This is a genomic window from Flavobacterium sp. GNP002 (assembly GCF_054343795.1).
Genome location: NZ_JBTGUW010000001.1, coordinates 2,776,510 through 2,796,221, shown reverse-complemented (window position 1 = coordinate 2,796,221; position 19,712 = coordinate 2,776,510). Strand labels below are relative to the sequence as shown.

Annotated in this window: 14 protein-coding genes and 1 other RNA gene; 6 read left to right on the top strand and 9 right to left on the bottom strand. The window is 33.0% G+C overall.

All coding sequences use genetic code 11. The annotated features are described in order from the left end of the window. Nucleotides 1-214 precede the first annotated feature (214 nt). From ACXX80_RS12205 to ACXX80_RS12190, 4 genes are all read right to left on the bottom strand, one after another. Nucleotides 215-2,182, bottom strand: coding sequence for a beta-N-acetylhexosaminidase (locus ACXX80_RS12205; protein ID WP_458553433.1), 1,968 nt, complete (start codon nt 2,180-2,182; stop codon nt 215-217). A 117-nt stretch (nt 2,183-2,299) separates the two neighbouring features. Then, nucleotides 2,300-4,237 (bottom strand): glucosamine-6-phosphate deaminase, encoded by a 1,938-nt coding sequence (gene nagB, locus ACXX80_RS12200; RefSeq protein WP_458553432.1) that lies wholly within the window; start codon nt 4,235-4,237, stop codon nt 2,300-2,302. 289 nt (nt 4,238-4,526) lie between these two features. Continuing rightward, complete coding sequence (locus ACXX80_RS12195; protein ID WP_458553431.1) at nt 4,527-6,131, bottom strand: RagB/SusD family nutrient uptake outer membrane protein; 1,605 nt, start codon at nt 6,129-6,131, stop codon at nt 4,527-4,529. Nucleotides 6,132-6,143: 12 nt separating this feature from the next. Further along, the gene (locus ACXX80_RS12190) at nt 6,144-9,173 is read right to left on the bottom strand and encodes a SusC/RagA family TonB-linked outer membrane protein (RefSeq protein WP_458553430.1); all 3,030 of its coding nucleotides are present in this window, start codon (nt 9,171-9,173) and stop codon (nt 6,144-6,146) included. A 274-nt stretch (nt 9,174-9,447) separates the two neighbouring features. Between ACXX80_RS12190 and ACXX80_RS12185 the strand changes: the two genes are divergently transcribed. The 3 genes from ACXX80_RS12185 (at nt 9,448) to ACXX80_RS12175 (ending at nt 13,045) form a co-directional block, all read left to right on the top strand. Then, on the top strand, nt 9,448-10,500 hold the full coding sequence (locus tag ACXX80_RS12185) for a sensor histidine kinase (protein ID WP_458553429.1): 1,053 nt from the start codon (nt 9,448-9,450) through the stop codon (nt 10,498-10,500). Further along, nucleotides 10,490-11,191: a LytR/AlgR family response regulator transcription factor gene (locus ACXX80_RS12180; RefSeq protein WP_458553428.1), complete on the top strand. Its 702-nt coding sequence runs from the start codon at nt 10,490-10,492 to the stop codon at nt 11,189-11,191. Before ACXX80_RS12185 ends, ACXX80_RS12180 begins: the two co-directional genes overlap by 11 nt. Nucleotides 11,192-11,383: 192 nt before the next feature. Further along, nucleotides 11,384-13,045 (top strand): MFS transporter, encoded by a 1,662-nt coding sequence (locus ACXX80_RS12175; RefSeq protein ID WP_458553427.1) that lies wholly within the window; start codon nt 11,384-11,386, stop codon nt 13,043-13,045. 114 nt (nt 13,046-13,159) lie between these two features. On the opposite strand, the gene fsa is transcribed toward ACXX80_RS12175, so the two are convergent. The 4 genes from fsa to ffs all read right to left on the bottom strand — a co-directional run bounded on the left by fsa (nt 13,160) and on the right by ffs (nt 15,153). Beyond that, entirely contained in the window at nt 13,160-13,816 is a 657-nt protein-coding gene (gene fsa, locus ACXX80_RS12170) for a fructose-6-phosphate aldolase (protein ID WP_066078774.1), read from the bottom strand. Between the two features lie 151 nt (nt 13,817-13,967). Beyond that, complete coding sequence (locus ACXX80_RS12165; protein ID WP_458553426.1) at nt 13,968-14,168, bottom strand: hypothetical protein; 201 nt, start codon at nt 14,166-14,168, stop codon at nt 13,968-13,970. 3 nt (nt 14,169-14,171) lie between these two features. After that, nucleotides 14,172-14,975, bottom strand: coding sequence for an SDR family oxidoreductase (locus tag ACXX80_RS12160; RefSeq protein WP_458553425.1), 804 nt, complete (start codon nt 14,973-14,975; stop codon nt 14,172-14,174). A gap of 80 nt (nt 14,976-15,055) precedes the next feature. Further along, an RNA gene (gene ffs, locus ACXX80_RS12155) (signal recognition particle sRNA small type) lies at nt 15,056-15,153 on the bottom strand. 88 nt (nt 15,154-15,241) lie between these two features. On the opposite strand from ffs, the gene ACXX80_RS12150 reads away from it, so the two are divergent. Next, nucleotides 15,242-16,315 carry a glutaminyl-peptide cyclotransferase gene (locus ACXX80_RS12150; RefSeq protein WP_458553424.1) on the top strand — a complete coding sequence of 358 codons (1,074 nt, stop codon included), beginning with the start codon at nt 15,242-15,244 and terminating at the stop codon, nt 16,313-16,315. Nucleotides 16,316-16,327: 12 nt separating this feature from the next. Then, on the top strand, nt 16,328-17,566 hold the full coding sequence (gene hutI, locus ACXX80_RS12145; RefSeq protein ID WP_458553423.1) for an imidazolonepropionase: 1,239 nt from the start codon (nt 16,328-16,330) through the stop codon (nt 17,564-17,566). A gap of 50 nt (nt 17,567-17,616) precedes the next feature. On the opposite strand, the gene ACXX80_RS12140 is transcribed toward hutI, so the two are convergent. Further along, complete coding sequence (locus ACXX80_RS12140; protein WP_458553422.1) at nt 17,617-18,501, bottom strand: DUF8428 domain-containing protein; 885 nt, start codon at nt 18,499-18,501, stop codon at nt 17,617-17,619. A 105-nt stretch (nt 18,502-18,606) separates the two neighbouring features. Here ACXX80_RS12140 and ACXX80_RS12135 point away from each other — a divergent pair, with 105 nt between their 5' ends. After that, nucleotides 18,607-19,638 (top strand): formimidoylglutamase, encoded by a 1,032-nt coding sequence (locus ACXX80_RS12135; RefSeq protein WP_458553421.1) that lies wholly within the window; start codon nt 18,607-18,609, stop codon nt 19,636-19,638. Nucleotides 19,639-19,712: the final 74 nt, after the last annotated feature.

Genomic DNA, 19,712 nt, shown 5'->3' with positions numbered 1-19,712 from the left:
AACAAACCACTTTCTAAATTATAAAGAAACTAATATTTATTCAAAATAAAATAAATCAAAATATAAATAACCAAACTCAATTTTAACAAACCTATTCTATTTTTGAACTTTCATTATTTGATTAATTTTTTCAAACTATTGTACACTGCTATTTCTACATCGGCATGTTTTTTTGAATTGCATTGTTCCAATAAATCATTAAAGACAACTGAATTTAAAGATTTTTTTTTTCTATGCTTAATAACAGTTGTTCTGATATGGCACTTAAGCTTTTTGACAAAGGTAAAAGTGGTTGAACCAATGGTGCATTTTTACTCAAATCAATCAACTTAGCATTCATATCTATCCATTTTTTTAAAAAATGAGTAACTGAAACTTGATTTTCTAAACTTTTATTTTCTAAATAAAGACTCACTACTGCATCAAAAGCCAAAGCATCACTTGCGTCCGGTGTACAAGCATCAGCAAATAAAGTAAAAGGGGAATACATTTGATACTCGGTTCCGCCGCTATTACGCGAATATATTTTTAGTGGTTCACAAACATTAGAAAAATCATTTAATGCGTCTGTTTTTTGATTGTTACTGATGTTTCTTAAAATGACTTCTTTGTTTCTTATATGTGTAATTCCAATCTCTTCTAATCTAAAAGAAATGCCTTTCAATCTTGTGCGCAAGCTATTTATATCCGTAATATTTTCATCTGACCACAATCGTTCGGCAATTGCTGCCGCTCTTGGCCAAATTCTAGAATCAATGTTCAAAGGTGTCACTAATTCGCTCCACATGGTTGCTTCTCCTCCTAAAATCCTAGCTTTTTCAGCATCAGTTAACATATTGTTTTTAGGTAATGGATCGATTGAATAATGATCTGCAACACCTTGCATTAAATCAATATAATATCCATTTGATAAAACGGTTTTATATCCATTTTTTGCTGCATTAATTAATGAACTCCCTGATGAAACCCCTTCATTTACTCCTTTCCAAGAATGAATTATCGCATCTTTGGACATGTTTTTAGTCATTATTTCCTCCCAACCCATTAATTCCTTATTATGTTTTTTTAACATCGGAACTAATTGCATGGTGAAATAAGTTTGTAATTCATGGTTATTAGCCAGTTTATTTTTCTTTTTAAATTCTTGAATTTTAGGATTAGAATCCCAATCTTTCCCTTCATTTTCATCACCTCCAATATGGAAATAACTCCCCGGAAACAAGGGACAAACCTCATCAAAAATTTCACTCAATAATTGATACGTTTTAGGATTTGAAGGATCTAATGTTGGTGTAAAAATTCCAGCATTTCTTTCTAAAGAATAGGATGCTATTCCGGATACTTGCGTTTTACTTTCAATAGAGTTTAAATTCAAATTCACTGTTTTACTGCCTATTTCCGGATAAGCTGTAAGTATCGCCGTTCCATGGCCTGGAACATCAATTTCAGGAACTACAAGAATCCCACGATCATCAGCATATTTTACAATATTTTTTATTTCTTCTTGGGTATAATAATTCCCATCCGAAGCCAATTCTGTTAGTTTTGGATGTTTTTTCAGTTCAATTCTCCAACCTTGATCATCGACTAAGTGCCAGTGAAAAACATTCATTTTTACGGCTGCCATAGCATCAAGATTTCTTTTGATAACATCTATTGGTTGAAAATGTCTGGCAACATCGATCATTAAGCCTCTCCAAGTAAATCTTGGAAAATCAGTAATCATAACTGTTGGAAAATAGAAAGAAGTCCCATTGTTTTGCAACAATTGCAATACAGTTTCAAGTGCATGTAAGGCTCCTAAGTCAGACGTAGCATTAATAATAATTTTATTAGACTGAATTTCAAGTTGATAACTTTCATCTTCATACAACCCTATTTTTCCGTTTTTAACACAATTTATTTGTACTTGCGCCTCTGGCGCTTCATTCTTTTTTGTTAAAAATCCTTGTTCAAAAAACAAACCAGTTTTGTTGTCTAATCTTCGTAAAAAATTAGTCGCACCAACAAAAATTCGAGGGTTAGGATTACCTGTAATATTAACTTTAAAGTTTTTGCTTAAAGCAAAAGTACCTTGAGTCAAATTAATATTTTGAGGCCATGGCATCAAATCTAATGATGTAGTTTTTAATTGAGCATTTGCAACAATGCCTGTGAACAATAGAATTAAAATATATTTCATGCTTTTTTTGGGTAATTACAATAGTATAGAAAAGTATTTGAACTTGGTTAGGAACAAATTTATAAGCAGATTTTTTTTCTCACAGCTGTCAAAATAAAAATCTGCCTATTATTTTATTTAGTAGTCGAAACGCTTGAAAGCTTCGATAGCTTCATATTCAGCAAGACCTAAATTATCATACAATTTTGCTGTATTTTTATTTCGGTCTTCAGCTCTTACCCAGAACTCTCTGGAATCATTTCCTTGAAACATTACCCTGTCTTTTTGGGATTGATGGTACAAAATCGCATGTCTTTTAAGCAAAACCTCATCTGGGCTTAAAGGAACTGCCATATCTATTTCGTGAATATCCCACTCATGCCAAGCACCTCTATACAACCACAACCAACACTCATTCATATATGGCTCCGGTTTCAGTTGTTTCATTGCCGCGAAAATTGCATTCAAGCAAACTTCATGAGTTCCATGCGGATCAGCAAGATCACCTGCGGCAAAAACCTGATGGGGTTTAATTTTTGCAATTATATCTTTTACAATGGCAATATCATCCTCGCCTATTGGATTTTTCTTTACTTGTCCTGTTTCATAAAAAGGCATGTCTAAAAAATGAATATTTTCATCTTTCAATCCTATATATCTTGTTGCTGCGTACGATTCACGACGTCTAATAAGACCTTTCAATTTTCTAACTTCAAGAGAATCTATTTGATTTTCTGTTTTGTTATTTAGAAAATTGATTACTGCTTTAAAATTAATTTTAGTTTCATCTGTACCAACAAAATCATTACAAACTTCGGCAAACTTTAAAGCTTCATCATCTGTAACAGCAATATTACCTGAAGTTTGATACACAACATGAACATCATGTCCTTGTTTTATCAATTTTGAAAAAGTTCCACCCATAGAAATCACATCATCATCTGGATGAGGGCTAAAAAGGATTATTCTTTTCTTAGCTGGATTCGCGCGTTCTGGTCTGTAAGTATCGTCAGTATTAGGTTTTCCTCCCGGCCATCCAGTTATGGTATGCTGCAACACATTAAACATATTAATATTTAAATCGTAGGCAGAGCCTTCTAAAGCCAAAAGATCAGACATTCCGTTATTATTGTAATCCCTGTCTGTCAGTTTTAAAATAGATTGATCTGTTTTTTGGCACAGCCAAACGATAGCTTTACTTTTTAACTCTTGTGTCCAAATGCATTCTCCCACTAACCACGGTGTTTTGAATCGGGTTAATTCTGAAGCTGCCGATTGGTCTAAAACAAAAGTTGTATTGGTGTGATTTTGTAAAAAAGTAGCCGGAACTTCAGAGCTGATATCTCCTTGAATAGTTCTTTTTATAATATCGGCTTTATTTTGTCCCCATGCCATCAATACAATTCTTTTAGATCTAAGAATCGTAGAAACACCCATGGTAATTGCTCTTTTAGGAACATTGTCAATACCATTAAAATCCGATGAAGCATCTACTCTTGTTATATGATCCAATGTAATTATTCGAGTCCCTGAATTGATGTGCGAACCCGGTTCATTGAATCCAACGTGACCTGTACGCCCAATTCCTAATAATTGAAAATCAAGACCACCTGCATTTTTTATTTTCATTTCATAATCAATACAGTATTGGTTCAGTTCTTCAATAGCCACTGTACCGTCTGGAATATTGACATTTTCAAGTTTAATGTCTATGTGATTAAAAAGATGCTGGTGCATGAAATAATGATAGCTCTGATTATTCTCTTTTGTCATTGGATAATACTCATCCAAATTAAAAGTGATTACATTACTAAAACTTAGACCTTCTTCTTTATACATTCGAACCAATTCTTCATATACTTTTATAGGCGAAGAACCTGTTGCTAAACCTAGAACACAAGGTTTGCTTTCTTCTTGTCTTGATCTAATTAATTGTGCAATTTCCTGAGCGACAATGACAGACGCTTCTACTGAGTTTTTAAAAATTTCATTATGAATTTTTTCAAATCTCGTTTCTTCAAATTTACCGGCACTTTTATAGCTGATGTCAGGTTTAATTTCTAAAGCACTTTTCATTTTATTTATATTTATTCGAGTTAATTACTTCGTTGATATTAATTGTTTTAATCTATAGCATAAAATTAACTAAAACGATTTACCTAAAAAAATAATTTATACCAACGGTCATGGAATTTCAACAAACGACATGATTTAATACATAATCCGTTTTAAAAGAAAGACTTGTTTTATTATGTAAGTAGCAAAATTATTTAATTAGTCATTCTCCCTTTAAAAGGTCTTTGATAAAAAAATGGTGCAAATAATTATGAGTTACTTACACCATTTTTAATCTGTACTAATTTTATTAAAAATTAGGTCCGGTAGTATCCCACCAAAGTCTAGTTCCTCCATTATCTGCTCCACCAAGTTTAGCAACTCCTGAAGCTACACCACCTGGATTTCCATCTTTTTCAGATTGAACAAAATTTACTCTTCGTATTCCCAAAGCAGAATTTATTGTTCCTCCACTGGTATTTTTAAGTACCGGTAATAATTTTGGATATCCTGTTCTTCTATATTCAGACCAAGCTTCTTGACCTTCCGGGAAACCGGCAATCCATTTTTGAGTAATAATCTTTTGCAATTTCACCTCATTTGTCGCGGAACCGTCCCAAGCAACAGTAACGTTATTAAGAGCTGCTCCATTGTTTACAGGGAAGTTTGGATCTACGTAAGCTTTTGCTTTTTTCACATTATCAGTAATGTAAGTAGCTGCTCCAGAAACTCCATGTTGATTGAAAGAAGCAGTGATTCCCATTTCATACAAACTTTGAGCCGTTCCACCCATATTCCAACCTCTTAAAGCACCTTCAGCTCTTAGTAAATATACTTCGGCAGTATTCATCAAAACAATTTCTTTTGAATTGACAATTGGACCAATACCAGAGAAATCTACATGGTCCGCTTTGGCAGCGATTTCAATTCCAGTACGAACTCCTTTATATTCTCCAGGAAATTGTACTGATGTATTGAAAAATACAGATAATCTAGGGTCAGAATAACCGCCCATGATAGATTCCATATCAGCTGACATACGAATGTCTCCCCAAGCATTACTTATAGTAGCAATAGGATTATTGTATGTGGGAGATATCACTTTGAAAGTATCAGCATTAACAGTCATAACACTAAATTTATGTGCAATCGCTTTTTCTGCTTCGGCTTTCGCCAAAGTTGGATTCTTTTTCACAATACGCATTGCTAATCTCAGGCGCAATGAATTAGCAAATTTAACCCATTGCTTGTAATGCTCTCCGGGACCTGCTTTTTCTGCTTCTTTATAACTTGACAAATCAGTAGTTAAGAAAGTTGACGGCTCTTTTGCATCAGCTCTTTTTGTCAACTCTGCAACTGCTAAATCTAATTCCTTAAACATTAAATTATAGACTTCTTCTTGAGAATCATATTCAATAACAGGATCTGTTGTGCCAAATTTTGAATACACAATAGGTCCGTAAGTATCCGTTATTCTATGCATTCCTTCTACTTTTAAAATCAAAGACAAAGCATAAAACTGATCATATTTTCCTTTTGCTTTTTGCTCAATTGAATACGCATTATACATTACATCTCCATAACCAGAAGCCCAAGCGAAACCGTTCCAACCATCAACTAAATCATATGTCGTATTGTTAGTTCCTCCTCTAAAAGCGGTTCCGGTAGCCATATAGCCCGACCAAATATCTCCTTGCAATCCTTGCTGTACTTGGTATTTCCATTCAGGAGTAAGAACTAATATGTTATTGAACATAGGATCAAATGAACCTTTTATATGATTAAAATCTTGTTCGTATAGTTCAGGCGTGATCCCGTTAGGATTGGTATTGATATCTTCAAAATTATCTGTACAACTTACTGCTGCGAGTAAAGAAACACAAATAGCTGTTCTTTTTATAGTATTTAATTTCATGATTTTTTGTGATTAGAAAGTTACGTTTAAATTAAGACCGATACTTCTTGTAGATGGCATTCCGTAAACGTCAATACCTTGCAAACCTTCACCTGTACTTAATGAAATGTTAGGGTCGAATGGAGCGTCTTTGTAGATAAAACCTAAATTTCTGGCAATTAATGACAAACTTGCCGATTGTAAGAAAGATATTTTTTTGACATTAAAAGTATAGCCAATAGAAACCTCTCTTACACTTACATTGGTCGCGTCATAAACATATTCTCCTGTTGCTCCTGCTCTACCGCCAGTTTGCTTATAATAACTCTCTGCCGGATATTTTCCTGCATAAGGAGTTCCATCAGGATATACTGCGTTAATTGTAACTCCACCAGCATTTCTGGCATCACCTGTTACTTTCGAAACTCCAAACTCATCATTCACAGCTTCGGTTAAACTCATTACATCACCCCCAAAACGAGCATCTATCAATACATTTGCAAAGAAGGAACCAAATTTAAACGAGTTCGAGAAACCTAACATAAAATCTGGATTTGCATTACCCACTTCTTCAAAACCAGTTTTTTGTATCGTTCCGTCTGCATTTAACAATACTCTACCTTGAGCATCTTTTTTTATGTTTACGCCTTCAATTACACCAAAAGGTTTTCCTTGCTCTAAAACATATCTGTAGTTATTTACTCCAGCTTCAGTCAAAATTACTTTTCCTCCTAGTTCTGCAGGAATTTCTTGTACCGTATTTTTATTTTGAGAATAGTTTACAGTAGCATCCCAAGAGAACTTATCCGCTTTAACAATCTTTCCAGTCACTACAGCTTCAAAACCTACATTTTTAATACTACCTGCATTTATACCGTAATATTTTACACCAAGAGGATTTGTTAACGGAGCAAGGATTTGCAAATATTGGTGTTTAGTCTCTGAATTATAATAGGATAATTCAAATCCAAGTCTGTTATCAAACATTTTCCATTCGGTACCAATCTCAACCTCTGATTTTAATTCCGGTCTCAATGATTCCCCTGGTCTTGGAGCCACTAATGGAGGTTTATTCCCTTCAGAAGTAAATCCATAAGTTGGCGATGTCACAAAAGAAAACACATCATTACCTACTCTGGCATAAGTTGCACGAACTTTTCCGTAATTGATAAACTCCGGTAAAGTTGTCATTTCACTAATAATAGCCGTAACTCCTACCGAAGGATAAAAAAATCCTGGATTATTTGTATTTACTAATGTTGAAGACCAATCGTTTCTAGCTGCAAGATCTAAAAACAACATGTCTTTATATCCCAAAGTTGTAGCTGCAAATAAAGACTGTACTTCTTTTGAGGAATCTAAAGTTTGCAAATTACCCGCATTATTAACAAAATTCCCTAATGTAAACCAGTTTGCTTTTTGTAAACCACCACCAATGCCGGAATCAAGTGTTGTTCTTTGATTTCCTAATGTATTTGTAATACTGGTTCCAATGTTTGCATTAAAACTAAAGTCATCATTGAATTTTGTATTGATTGTAGCAATCAAATCACCGTAACGTTGTGTACTTAATGTATTAACATTTATGTATCTACCATTTATGTGAGAAAGTGTTCCTTGAGTTGTTGCGTATATTTTTTTATCAAAACCACTCTCAACACGGTTATAACTGTATCTAGAAGCTATAGAAAACCAACTGTTAACTTTATAATCTAAAGCGATTGATCCGTTAAAAAATTGATTAGTATCTTCTGATTTATTTCTATTGATTCCCCAAAATGGATTTTGAAGGATATCTCTATCCGTCATCCAATTTTGAGCCATCAGATTTCTCGTAGGGTCAAAAACCTCAAAATTCTCTTTATATTCATTAAAATCATTTCCTCTTGGCATCAAATAAACTCCTGTCAAAGGATTGAAATAAAGTCCGTTCACAGGTTTGTTAAAAACTGTTTGAGTTGTATAATTGGCATTAGCCGCAACATTCAATTTATCATTGAAGAATTTAGCAGTTTGACGAATACCAAAATTATTTTTCTTAATACTGTTTCCCGGAATAATTCCTGAACCGCTTGTATTAGCATATGATAAAGTTGTTGAAGATGTTGCTGATCCAGATGAAAAAGCCAATGAAGTAATTTGAGTATTTCCTGTTTCAAAGAAATCTTTTACATGATCATCACTAGCTCCTTTTGCTCCCCAAGTTTCTTCTCCGTTAGGAACTGCAACATATTCATTTTGAAATTTAGGCAAATAAGCTGCCGATTCGAAAGTGGTTACTGAAGATGCTTTAAGATTTGATCTTCCCTCTTTTTCTTTTTTAGAAGAAAGTAAAATAACCCCATTTGCACCTTGACTTCCATACAATACAGATGCAGCTGCACCTTTTAAAACTGTCATACCTTCATAATCATCAGGATTAATAAGAGAAACTACGTCTCCACCATCACGGTTTCCTCCGGCTGTATCTCCAAAAGCACTATTTGGTTGCCCAGAAGTTCCATTAAACAAAGGAATACCGTCAATAACATAAAGCGGCTGGTTATTACTAACTGAAGAGTTTCCACGAATAACAACTTTAGTAGAACCTCCAGTTCCTCCAGTACTTTTTGTCACAGCTACACCAGCAATTTTCCCTGCTATAGTGTTAATAATATTAGCGTCTTTGACACGGGTTAATTCTTCTCCTTTTAGTTCTTGAGCAGCATAAGTCAAAGATTTTCGCGTTTTCTTGATACCCAGCGAAGTCACTACTACTTCATTTAAAGCATTTGAAGCTGCTTCTTTCAATTGAACTGTAATAGTATCCTGATCACCTACTACAATACTTTGAGTTTCTAAACCCAAATACGAAATTATCAAGGTTTTGCCTTTTTGCACTTCAATAGAAAAATTACCATCAAAATCGGTAATAGTTCCATTTGATTCTCCTTGAACTGCAATAGATGCGCCAGGCAGTGGTGAACCGACAGCATCGGTTACTGAACCTTTGACAGTTTTCGCTTGCGCAAGGGTAACTTGCGAAGTAAAAACAATCATAAAGATTAAGATAATTTGTTTCATTTTTTTTAAGTTTTTGTTAGTTATGGCGTAAATTTATCTTTATGGGTTTTCTAAAAAAAATAATTTATACCAACGGTAGTTTATTTTAAACCAACGACACAATTCTGTCAATAATGCGTTTTCCAACCGTAATAATTATGAGTTTTTTTTACCAATTTGCATATTTTTGATATTTTTATTTAAAAAAAGTTCTTTTTTATTATCAAATTGATTAAAGTTGCACAAAATTTACTTTTTTACAAATAGTCACTACTAAAGATAATTCCAACAGATAATGAAGTATACAAAAGAGGAAAAATTCGATATCAAGCTTCAAAATCATTTTTGGTTCTGGGGACTATTTTTTTTAATGAACTTTCTTCGATGGGGAGCGTATTTCAATGATTATGAATATTCATTTAAATCGAACGTCTTAGAATTCTCGCTTCATATTCCATTAGTCTATTTCAATTTATTTGTTCTAATTCCCCGCTATGTATTAACATCAAAATATTACAAGTATACATTTGCTTTACTTTTGAGTTTAATGATTATCTATTTATTAAAAACAGGATTAACCTATTATATCATTTCTGAGGATATTTGGCCCGAAGCTGATAGAGAATATACGCCATTTGAAATCAATCATATTGTTGCCGTATGCATTGGTGAATTGTATGTTGTTGCAATCGCCTCATCCATTTACCTTACTCAAATTTGGCTCAAAGAAAGAGAACGAAACAGAGCCATAATTGAGAACCAATCCAAGATGAAACTAAAGTATTTAAAGACTCAAATTCAGCCTCATTTTTTCTTCAATACCTTAAACAATTTATACGCATTGTCACTGGAATCCTCTAATAAGGTTCCCGATGTGATAATTAAGTTGTCAAAATTGATGGAATATGTATTATATGATATCGAAGACACTAAATTTGTACCATTAATAAAAGAAATTGATTACATTCAAAATTATATTGAAATTGAAAAACTTCGGTTTGAAAACGTAGAAGTAAGTATAAACCTGGAATCGAATATTGATGAGGTCAAAGTACCACCGTTACTGCTGATTTCTTTTTTGGAAAATGCCTTTAAACACGGTGGGGTAAATAATAACAATCTTAAAATAAAGATAAATTGCAAAATTATTGATGGATCAATACTTGATTTTGTAATACTGAATAATTTTGTACTGTCACCAAATTCAAAAGAAAAAAAAGGAATTGGACTAACGAATACTAAAAAGAGATTAAAGTTAATTTTCAAGAAAAAATATAAATTAGAACAACAGGTAAAGTTCAATTTTTATATCATTCGCTTACAAATACCGCTATCTAATGAAGATTAAATGTGTTTTGATTGACGACGAACCATTAGCCATAAAAGTATTGCAGAATTATTTTAATAATTTTGCAGACTTTGAAATTACTGCTACATTCAATAATGCCCTAGAGGCTCTGGAGTTTATAAACAACAATACAGTTGATGCCGTTTTTTTGGATATTAATATGCCGATGATGACTGGTTTTGAATTAATCCGATTGATAGAATATAAGACCAGAATTATTATCACTACAGCCTTTAGAGAATTTGCTGCCGAAAGTTATGATTTAGATGTATTAGATTATTTAGTAAAACCAATACCACTTCCAAGATTTATAAAATGCATTCATAAAATTGAAGCCGATTTCAATTTAAAAAATAATATCAAAATTGAACCTCATAAAATTGAACCTCATATTTTTATCAAAGTCGATAAGAAAATGGTAAAAATAACAATCGATGAAATCCTGTTTATTGAAGGAATGAAGGAATATATAAAAGTAGTAACGTCAGATAAAACATACATTACCCACAAATCATTAACCTCTTTATCCGAAGAATTACCTGCAGACAGGTTCATTCGTATTCATAAATCATACACTATAGCAATTGATAAAGTAAAATCTATTGAAGGCAACAGAATACAAATCCTTTCTTACACGCTTCCAATTGGTAGAAATTACGCTAAAGATGTAAAAAGTAAAATTTTAGAATAATTTCCAATTCAATATTTTATTTGAAAAAGCAAAAAATTCGAAAAAAAAGCATCTTTTTTTAACAAAAAGTGATTATTCTATAATTTTAACAATATTTATTCTAAATAATTTTTTTTTAATTTACTTAACAAATATATTTACGGTCTTGCAGCTAAAAAAGTCATTAACTTAATCATTAACCTATTTAAAATTATGAATTCAGAACAAACAAAGTCTAATAATTCCGCGCTTTATACGCTCATTACCGTATTTTTCTTTTGGGGATTTATTGGAGCATCAAACGGTATTTTTATCCCCTTTTGCAAAGCCAAATTTGGCTTAGATCAATTTCAAAGTCAACTTATAGATTTTGCTTTTTACGGAGCATATTATATTGGAGCATTACTTTTATTTATTTTTAGTAGCATTGCAAAAAAGGATATTTTAAATGCTTGGGGATTCAAGAAAGGAATAATCTACGGACTATTAATCAGTACATTTGGAGCTGTATTAATGATCTTAGCAGTAACACAAGGAAGTTATTTATTTATTTTAGGAGCTTTATTCATAGTTGCATTAGGCTTTTCACTACAACAAACTTCTGCACAACCATTTGCGGCTTCTTTAGGAGAAGCACATTCTGCATCAAGTAGATTAAATCTAGCTGGAGGAATCAATTCATTGGGAACTACTATAGGACCAATAGTTGTTTCTATCGCCTTATTTGGAGTTATTGCAGGTGTAAATATTGAAGAATTTGCTCAGAAACCAGATTCATTAGATTCAATGAGAATCCTATATGTATTTGTAGGAGGTCTATTTTTATTGGCAGCAGCCTTATTTCATTTTTCTAAAAAGTTACCGTCTGGAAAAAGCGATTCTACTTTTGAAACGGCTAACAAGGCAATGAAAACATTGATTGCCATCACAGTAATTTTAGTTGCCATTTTTGCTTATATCTTTTCTCGTTATGAAGATGCTGAATTTATCACTCGTTTTATTGAGAATAAAGAAAAAGATTACTTAGGATTGGCCTTAACGGTTTCTACTCTTTTGGTAGTTGTTATTGGATTGTTTTTTGCTAATGCAACTGCACAAAAAAATCCTGAAGGATGGGGAGCAATGAAATACCCACAATTAGTTTTGGGAATGTTAGCCCTTTTCGCTTACGTAGGTGTCGAAGTAACCATTGGAAGTAATCTTGGAGAATTATTAGTAACAGCTGATTTTGGTTCTATTTCAGGTCCAGCGTTAGCGCCGTATATGTCAATGTACTGGGGAAGTTTAATGATTGGACGTTGGGCGGGAGCTATTACGGTTTTCAATCCATCATCACAATTAAAGAAAATTTTACTTATCGTTGTTCCTTATGTAGCATTTGGAGTTGTATTGACTGCAAATGCCATTTCAGGACAAGATGTAACACCTTTATACGCCTACGCATTTGTAATTTTGTTCCAAATCGCTGGTTTCTTTTTAGGAAAAGACCAACCGTCAAGAACATTAATGATTTTTGGTTTAATGGGAATGGCTGCTATGCTAATAGGTTTATTTACTACAGGAACGATAGCTATTTTTGCTTTTATGAGCGGTGGATTATTCTTAAGTATTATGTGGCCTTCTATCTTCTCATTAGCAATTGCAGGATTAGGAAAATATACATCTCAAGGATCTGCATTCTTAGTAATGATGATTTTAGGTGGTGGAATTATCCCGCCGTTACAAGGTAAACTAGCTGATATCATTGGTATCCATACTTCCTATTTTATTCCCGTTTTATGCTTTGCATTCATCGCATTTTACGGTTGGAAAGTAATCGGAATTTTAGAAAAACAAGGAATCGGAAAAGAAATAGAAGTTGGTGGAGGACACTAATTTCAAAACAAACTAACCAAAACCAAACCAATAAAAAATCCCATCAATCTAGGTTGATGGGATTTTTTTATTTAGAACTTAAATGTATTTAACTAAACATTAAATACTCAACTCTTATTTATTTCCTTTCTCGAAATCAGCAACAAACTGTGCCAATCCAATATCAGTCAATGGGTGTTTCAACAAACCGTAAATAGCAGATAATGGTCCAGTCATAACATCAGCACCAATTTTTGCACAGTTTACAATATGCATTGTATGACGAACTGAAGCAGCAAGAATTTGAGTTTCGTAACCGTAGTTATCATAAATCAATCTGATTTCTTCAATCAAAGCCAATCCGTCCGTAGAAACATCATCTAAACGACCAATAAACGGAGAAACATAAGTAGCACCCGCTTTTGCAGCTAATAAAGCCTGACCAGCAGAGAATACTAAAGTTACATTTGTTTTAATTCCTTTATCCGAAAAGTATTTAGCAGCCATAACACCTTCTTTAGTCATAGGCAATTTTACCACGATTTGCTCATGTAAATCAGCTAATTCTTCACCTTCTTTAACCATTCCGTCGTAATCTAAAGCATTTACTTCGGCACTAACATCTCCATCAACTAGGTTACAAATGTCAACATAATGTTTCAAAATGCTGTTTTTACCTGTGATTCCCTCTTTTGCCATCAATGATGGATTAGTTGTAACACCATCCAAAACGCCTAATGCTTGTGCTTCCTTAATTTGAGCTAAATTAGCCGTGTCAATAAAAAACTTCATAATATATCTATTTAATTGTGTGTTTCTAATACTTTGGGCGTGACCCTACGTGAAAAACTTCGGGTCAGGCTTTCCGCTATATCCTCGCTAAAAAGCGAGGGATGTCGCTTCAATCCTTCACGCAAATTTCGTGCAAAATTACAACTTATAATTACTTAAGAGAATTCTTTTTATTCAATTCTTGCAATTCATTTCTAATTTCCTCTAATAAATTAAGTGTATCTTCTCTATAAAGTTCAGCATTATTAATTTTATCACTTAATGATTTCAGTATATAAAATACAGTAAAAAATATTCCAGCAATAATTAATATGCTAAAAAAAATTGGTAAATAATCGGCAATAATACTCATAGACTAAAGTTTATAATGATTCATAAGCATTTTTTCATATACTTTATCCGGTAGAATTCTCTTCAAGACAATCGAAAATTTTTGCATAAAAACACCTACTTTATAGTGGACTTTAGGTTCCGGAGTTTGTATGATTTTATATACCGCTTCAGCCATTTCATTAGGATTACTCCCACTATCCACGTGTTCATCCATAGTTTTTAATGTATTTCCATAAGGACTTTCATAAGCAGAACCATTTATAACCGGAGCATGAAAACGTCCCGAAGCTATATTCGTAGCAAAATCACCCGGAGCCACATTCGTAATTTGAACGCCAAAAGATTTTACTTCCATGCGCAATCCTTCCGTGATGAGTTCAAGAGCACCTTTAGAAGCTGAATAAACACTTCTATACGGCAAACCCATATAACCAGCAATCGAAGTAATATTGATAATCAATCCTGATTTTTGCGAACGCATTTGTGGTAACACGGCTTTCATCACTTCAATTGGACCGAAAAAATTGGTCTCAAAATTATTCTTGATTTCATGCATTGGAATTTCTTCCAAAGGCCCTGTAATTCCAACTCCTGCATTGTTAATTACAACATCCAATCTTCCTGAAATAGCAATTACTTTGGCAACAGCCGCATGAATCGAATCAGTATCCCTAACATCTAAAGCAACCAATGGAAAAATCGAATTTAAAACTCGTTCCGGATTTCTGCTGGTTCCGTAAACAACAAAACCTTTTTGATGCAAAAACTCGCCAATAGATTTTCCTATTCCCGAAGAACCTCCTGTAATTAAAACTACTTTATTCATGATTATTGATGTTTGTTGTACGAAAGGTTCAAAAATAAAAAAATCCTCCCGAAGGAAGACTACTTTTGTAAGAAATAAAAAAATGGCAAGCGACCTACATCGCACCGCTCAACCACGTACCCTTGCTATGTTCCCATCCTGGGGGAGTCTGCAGGAGCTGGTCGTGTAGGACTTGCCGGTGCAAATATACAACCTTTTTATATTTTTGCAAGTGCTTTGCAGCTATTAAAATAACGTTGTATATTGGGGTATTCAAATTTTACGCTATGAAAAATTATAACATACTATCTATCATTTTATTAGGAACCTTACTGGTTAATTGTGGTGATACAAAAAAAGGTGAAAATTCTTTATTTACTTTTGATAATTCAAAATTTAAGGAACAATATCAACCTCAAGAGGCACTTTCTTTGGAAATTTTGAACTCAAATTCAAAAACAATCGACAGCATTATTTACTATGTGAACGATAAAAAAATTGGTTCCAAAAAAGGAGTTGACAAATTAACTTTTGAATTAAAAGATCAAAAATTGGGCTATCAAAACCTAAAGGCTCTAGTGTATTATGAGGGACAAAGTTCAGAAGCTACCACAAGAGTAGAATTAGTTTCTGATATTGCACCAAAATTATTGAAGTATACCATCGTAAATACGTATCCACATGATATTCAGGCGTACACTCAAGGGCTAGAATTTTACCGTGATACACTGTATGAAGGAACTGGGAACGGTTCAGGTCCATCAGGAAAAAGAGGAATCTCCAGCTTAAGAAAAACAAATTATAAAACTGGGGAAGTTTATAAGAAAGTAGAACTAGATGCTCAATATTTTGGCGAAGGAATTACAATTCTAAACAACAAAGTATATCAATTGACGTATAAAAATAATGAAGGGTATGTTTATAATGCAGATACTTTCAAAAAAGAAAAAACAGTTCCATATTACAAAAATATGGAAGGCTGGGGTTTAGTCAATGATGGTACAAACTTATATATGACTGATAGTTCCGAAACCATACACATATTAAATCCAGAAACTTTTAAAGCAATTGACCATATCAATGTTTACTCTCTAAAATCTAAAGTAAAAGGAGTTAATGAACTAGAATGGATTGATGGAAAAATATATGGAAATGTGTACCAAAAAGATGCTATTGCTGTCATTAATCCTAAAAACGGGGCGGTAGAAGGAATAATCAATCTAGCAGATTTGACTACAAAAATTGCTAAATTAGAAGATACTGACGTTTTAAACGGAATCGCCTACAACCCAAAAACAAAAACCATTTTTGTTACCGGTAAAAACTGGAATAAAATGTTTGAAATCAAAGTTTCAGAGTAATTATCATATAAAATGACAACGTTAATTATCAATATAAAAGAGTTACTTCAGGTTCGGGAAACAGCTAAAGCTAAAGTTTCTGGTGCCGAAATGGCTATTCTTCCAACGATTAAAAATGCCTTTTTAGTAATTAAAGACAATTTAATTGCTGATTTTGGTGCTATGGAGAATTTACCTCCAATACATGCTGATAAAACGATTGATGCCACTGGGAAAATGGTTTTACCATCTTGGTGCGACAGTCATACTCATATTGTTTATGCCGGTAATAGAGAACAAGAATTTGTCGATCGAATCAACGGTATGACCTATGAAGAAATTGCTAATCGTGGCGGTGGAATCTTAAATTCAGCTAAAAAACTCAATGAAGCTACTGAAGCCGAAATCTATGATCAATCCAAAGCACGGCTTGAAGAAGTCATGCGTTTAGGAACTGGCGCCGTTGAAATTAAATCTGGATATGGATTGACGGTTAATGGAGAATTAAAAATGCTTCGTGTGATTCAGCGTTTAGCTCAAAACTATCCTATAACCATTAAAGCAACCTTTCTTGGTGCTCACGCTTTCCCATTAGAGTATAAAGAAAATCATCAAGGATATATTGATTTAATCATTAACGAAATACTTCCTGAAATTGCCAAAAATAATCTGGCAGAATTCATCGATGTATTTTGTGAAACCGGTTATTTTACTGTTGAAGAAACCCAACAAATCATGGAAGCTGGAATTGAATTTGGCTTAAAGCCAAAAATTCATGTCAATCAGTTTAACTCTATTGGAGGCATTCAGGCCGGAATAAAATACAATGCGCTTTCTGTAGATCATCTAGAAATTATGAGCACAGAAGATATTGAGGCTTTAAAAAATACTGAAACAATGCCAGTGGCGTTGCCTTCCTGTTCCTATTTTTTAAGTATTCCATATACGCCAGCACGAGAAATGATAAAAGCTGGACTTCCTCTAGCCCTTGCAACAGATTATAATCCAGGTTCTACTCCTTCCGGAAATATGAACTTTGTAGTTGCAACTGCTTGTATCAAAATGAAAATGACTCCAGAAGAGGCCATAAATGCGGCCACAATAAACGGAGCCTATGCTATGGGGATTTCTGAAACCCACGGAAGCATAACCATTGGTAAAAAAGCTAACCTTATACTCACTAAACCTATTCCCTCGTACTATCAATTACCATACGCTTTCGGCAGTAATCTAATTGATACTGTATTAATCGAAGGTGAAATTTTCGCATAAAAAAAGAGGAACATAATATTCCTCTTTTTTGTTATGTCTAATTATTGTTCTTATCTTAAAACAAAACTTGTTTTAGAAACCAATATATCTCTATCAAAAATATTGATATAATATGTTCCTTTAGCAAAATCTTTACCTCTTAAATCTTCAGTAACACTAATTGTTTTGTTTTCATATTTAACATTAGTTAAAAAACTATATGTTAAAGTATTGTCTCCAAAAGTCTCTGTTTTTTTGTCTCCTAAAACATTGTTTTTACTGTCAATTACTTGAACATAATATGTTTTATCACCAGATTTAGCAATTTGGTTTTCAGCAATTGTAAAATTAACTCTAAGAACGTCAGCTCTACTCGCTTTATCAGTTTCAATTTGTTTACCAGAACTTCTTAATTTAAAAGCCGAACCTCTAGTGTTTAAAACCGTCAATTTTGAACCAATTTCAACTGCTTTTGCCAACTCTTCATTTTGACCAGTTAATGCTTCAACATTCTTTTTAGTCTCTCCTAATACTACAACTGTACTATCACGCTGTGTAGTAAGTGTTGTATTGGCCTTTTTTAAGTTATCATTCTCAGCCATTAAAACCTTCATATTCCCTTGCAAAGCATTGAATTGAGATCTGTATTTAGATAATGAAGCTACATCGCCTTTAGATTTACTTAAATCAGACATTAAGTTAACCACTTTATCTCTTTCTTGAATTAACTCTTCAGACATAGAAGTGTTTTCTGCAATTGCAGCATCATATGTTGATTTCAATTCTTGTAGATCTTTCATAACTGATTCTTTCTCAGTTAATGTGGATTTCAATTCTGTTTTTACGATTTCGGTATCTGAAGTCATTTTAAAAATATAAACTAAACTTCCCACTAATAAAATAGCTAATACTGCTATAACCGCTTTAAGACTTGAACTGCTTTTTTGATTTTCCATCTTTTAATTTACTTTAATTTATTTTACAAATTTAACAATATATAACCACGTAATAACGTAAGTTAACGTAATTATATTATTTTTGGAAAAAAAATATTTTTTTTAATGGAAAAAATTATCCCATTTACCATCAAAGATCTTGCAAAAATTACGAACCATAGAAGTGGTGAAATAAAATTTGGAGAGAAAATGATAACTGTTCCAAAAGAGACCGATCCTGTTGAGTTTCTTAAAACTTGTGAAGCAAAATATGTATTGTTTGGAATTCCGGAAGATATAGGCATAAGAGCTAATTTTGGCAGGCCTGGTGCAGCCTCAGCCTGGGATAGTGCCATTAAAAGCATCGCTAATATTCAGCATAATCGATTTTGTAAAGGAAGTCAACTTTTTGTTTTAGGCCAATTGAATGTTAGCGTCGAAATGAAAGAAGTGGAACATTTGGATTTTAATGATATTGATGATCGATCTAAATTAAGTCAATTAGTAGAAAAAATTGATAAAGATGTTTCTCATATCATCTTCAGCATTATAAAACTGGGGAAAACACCTATAATTATAGGTGGCGGACATAATAATTCCTATGGAAACATAAAAGGAACTGCGCTTGCTAAAGGAAAACCCATCAATGCTATAAACTTTGATGCTCATTCCGATTTTAGAATTTTAGAAGGACGACACAGCGGTAATGGTTTCTCTTATGCATTTGAAGAAGGTTTTTTAAAAAAATATTTTATTTTTGGTTTACACGAAAATTATACTTCCAAAAGTGTATTGGACATCATTAAAAAAATAGAAGACCGCGTACGCTACAATACTTATGATAGTGTAAACATTCGAAAAGAAAAAGATTTCAATCAGGAAATGGCTCTAGCCTCAGAGTTTATAAATGACGACTTTTTTGGAATTGAGATAGATTTAGATTCGATTCCTAATATTGCTTGTAGCGCAATGACTTTGAGTGGTTTCTCAGTGGAGCAACTTCGTCAATTTATTTCCTATTTTGCAAAAAATAAAAATGCAGCCTATTTACACATTTGCGAAGGCGCACCTGATTTAGGTGAAGAAAAAAACAATCATTTAATAGGTAAACTTATAGGATATTTAGTAACTGATTTTATTAAATCTAATACTATTTAGTCTGTTTTATTGATGGATTTCTGGATTTAAATTCCAGAAGTTCTAATCCTAAATACCATATAAATTATCATCAA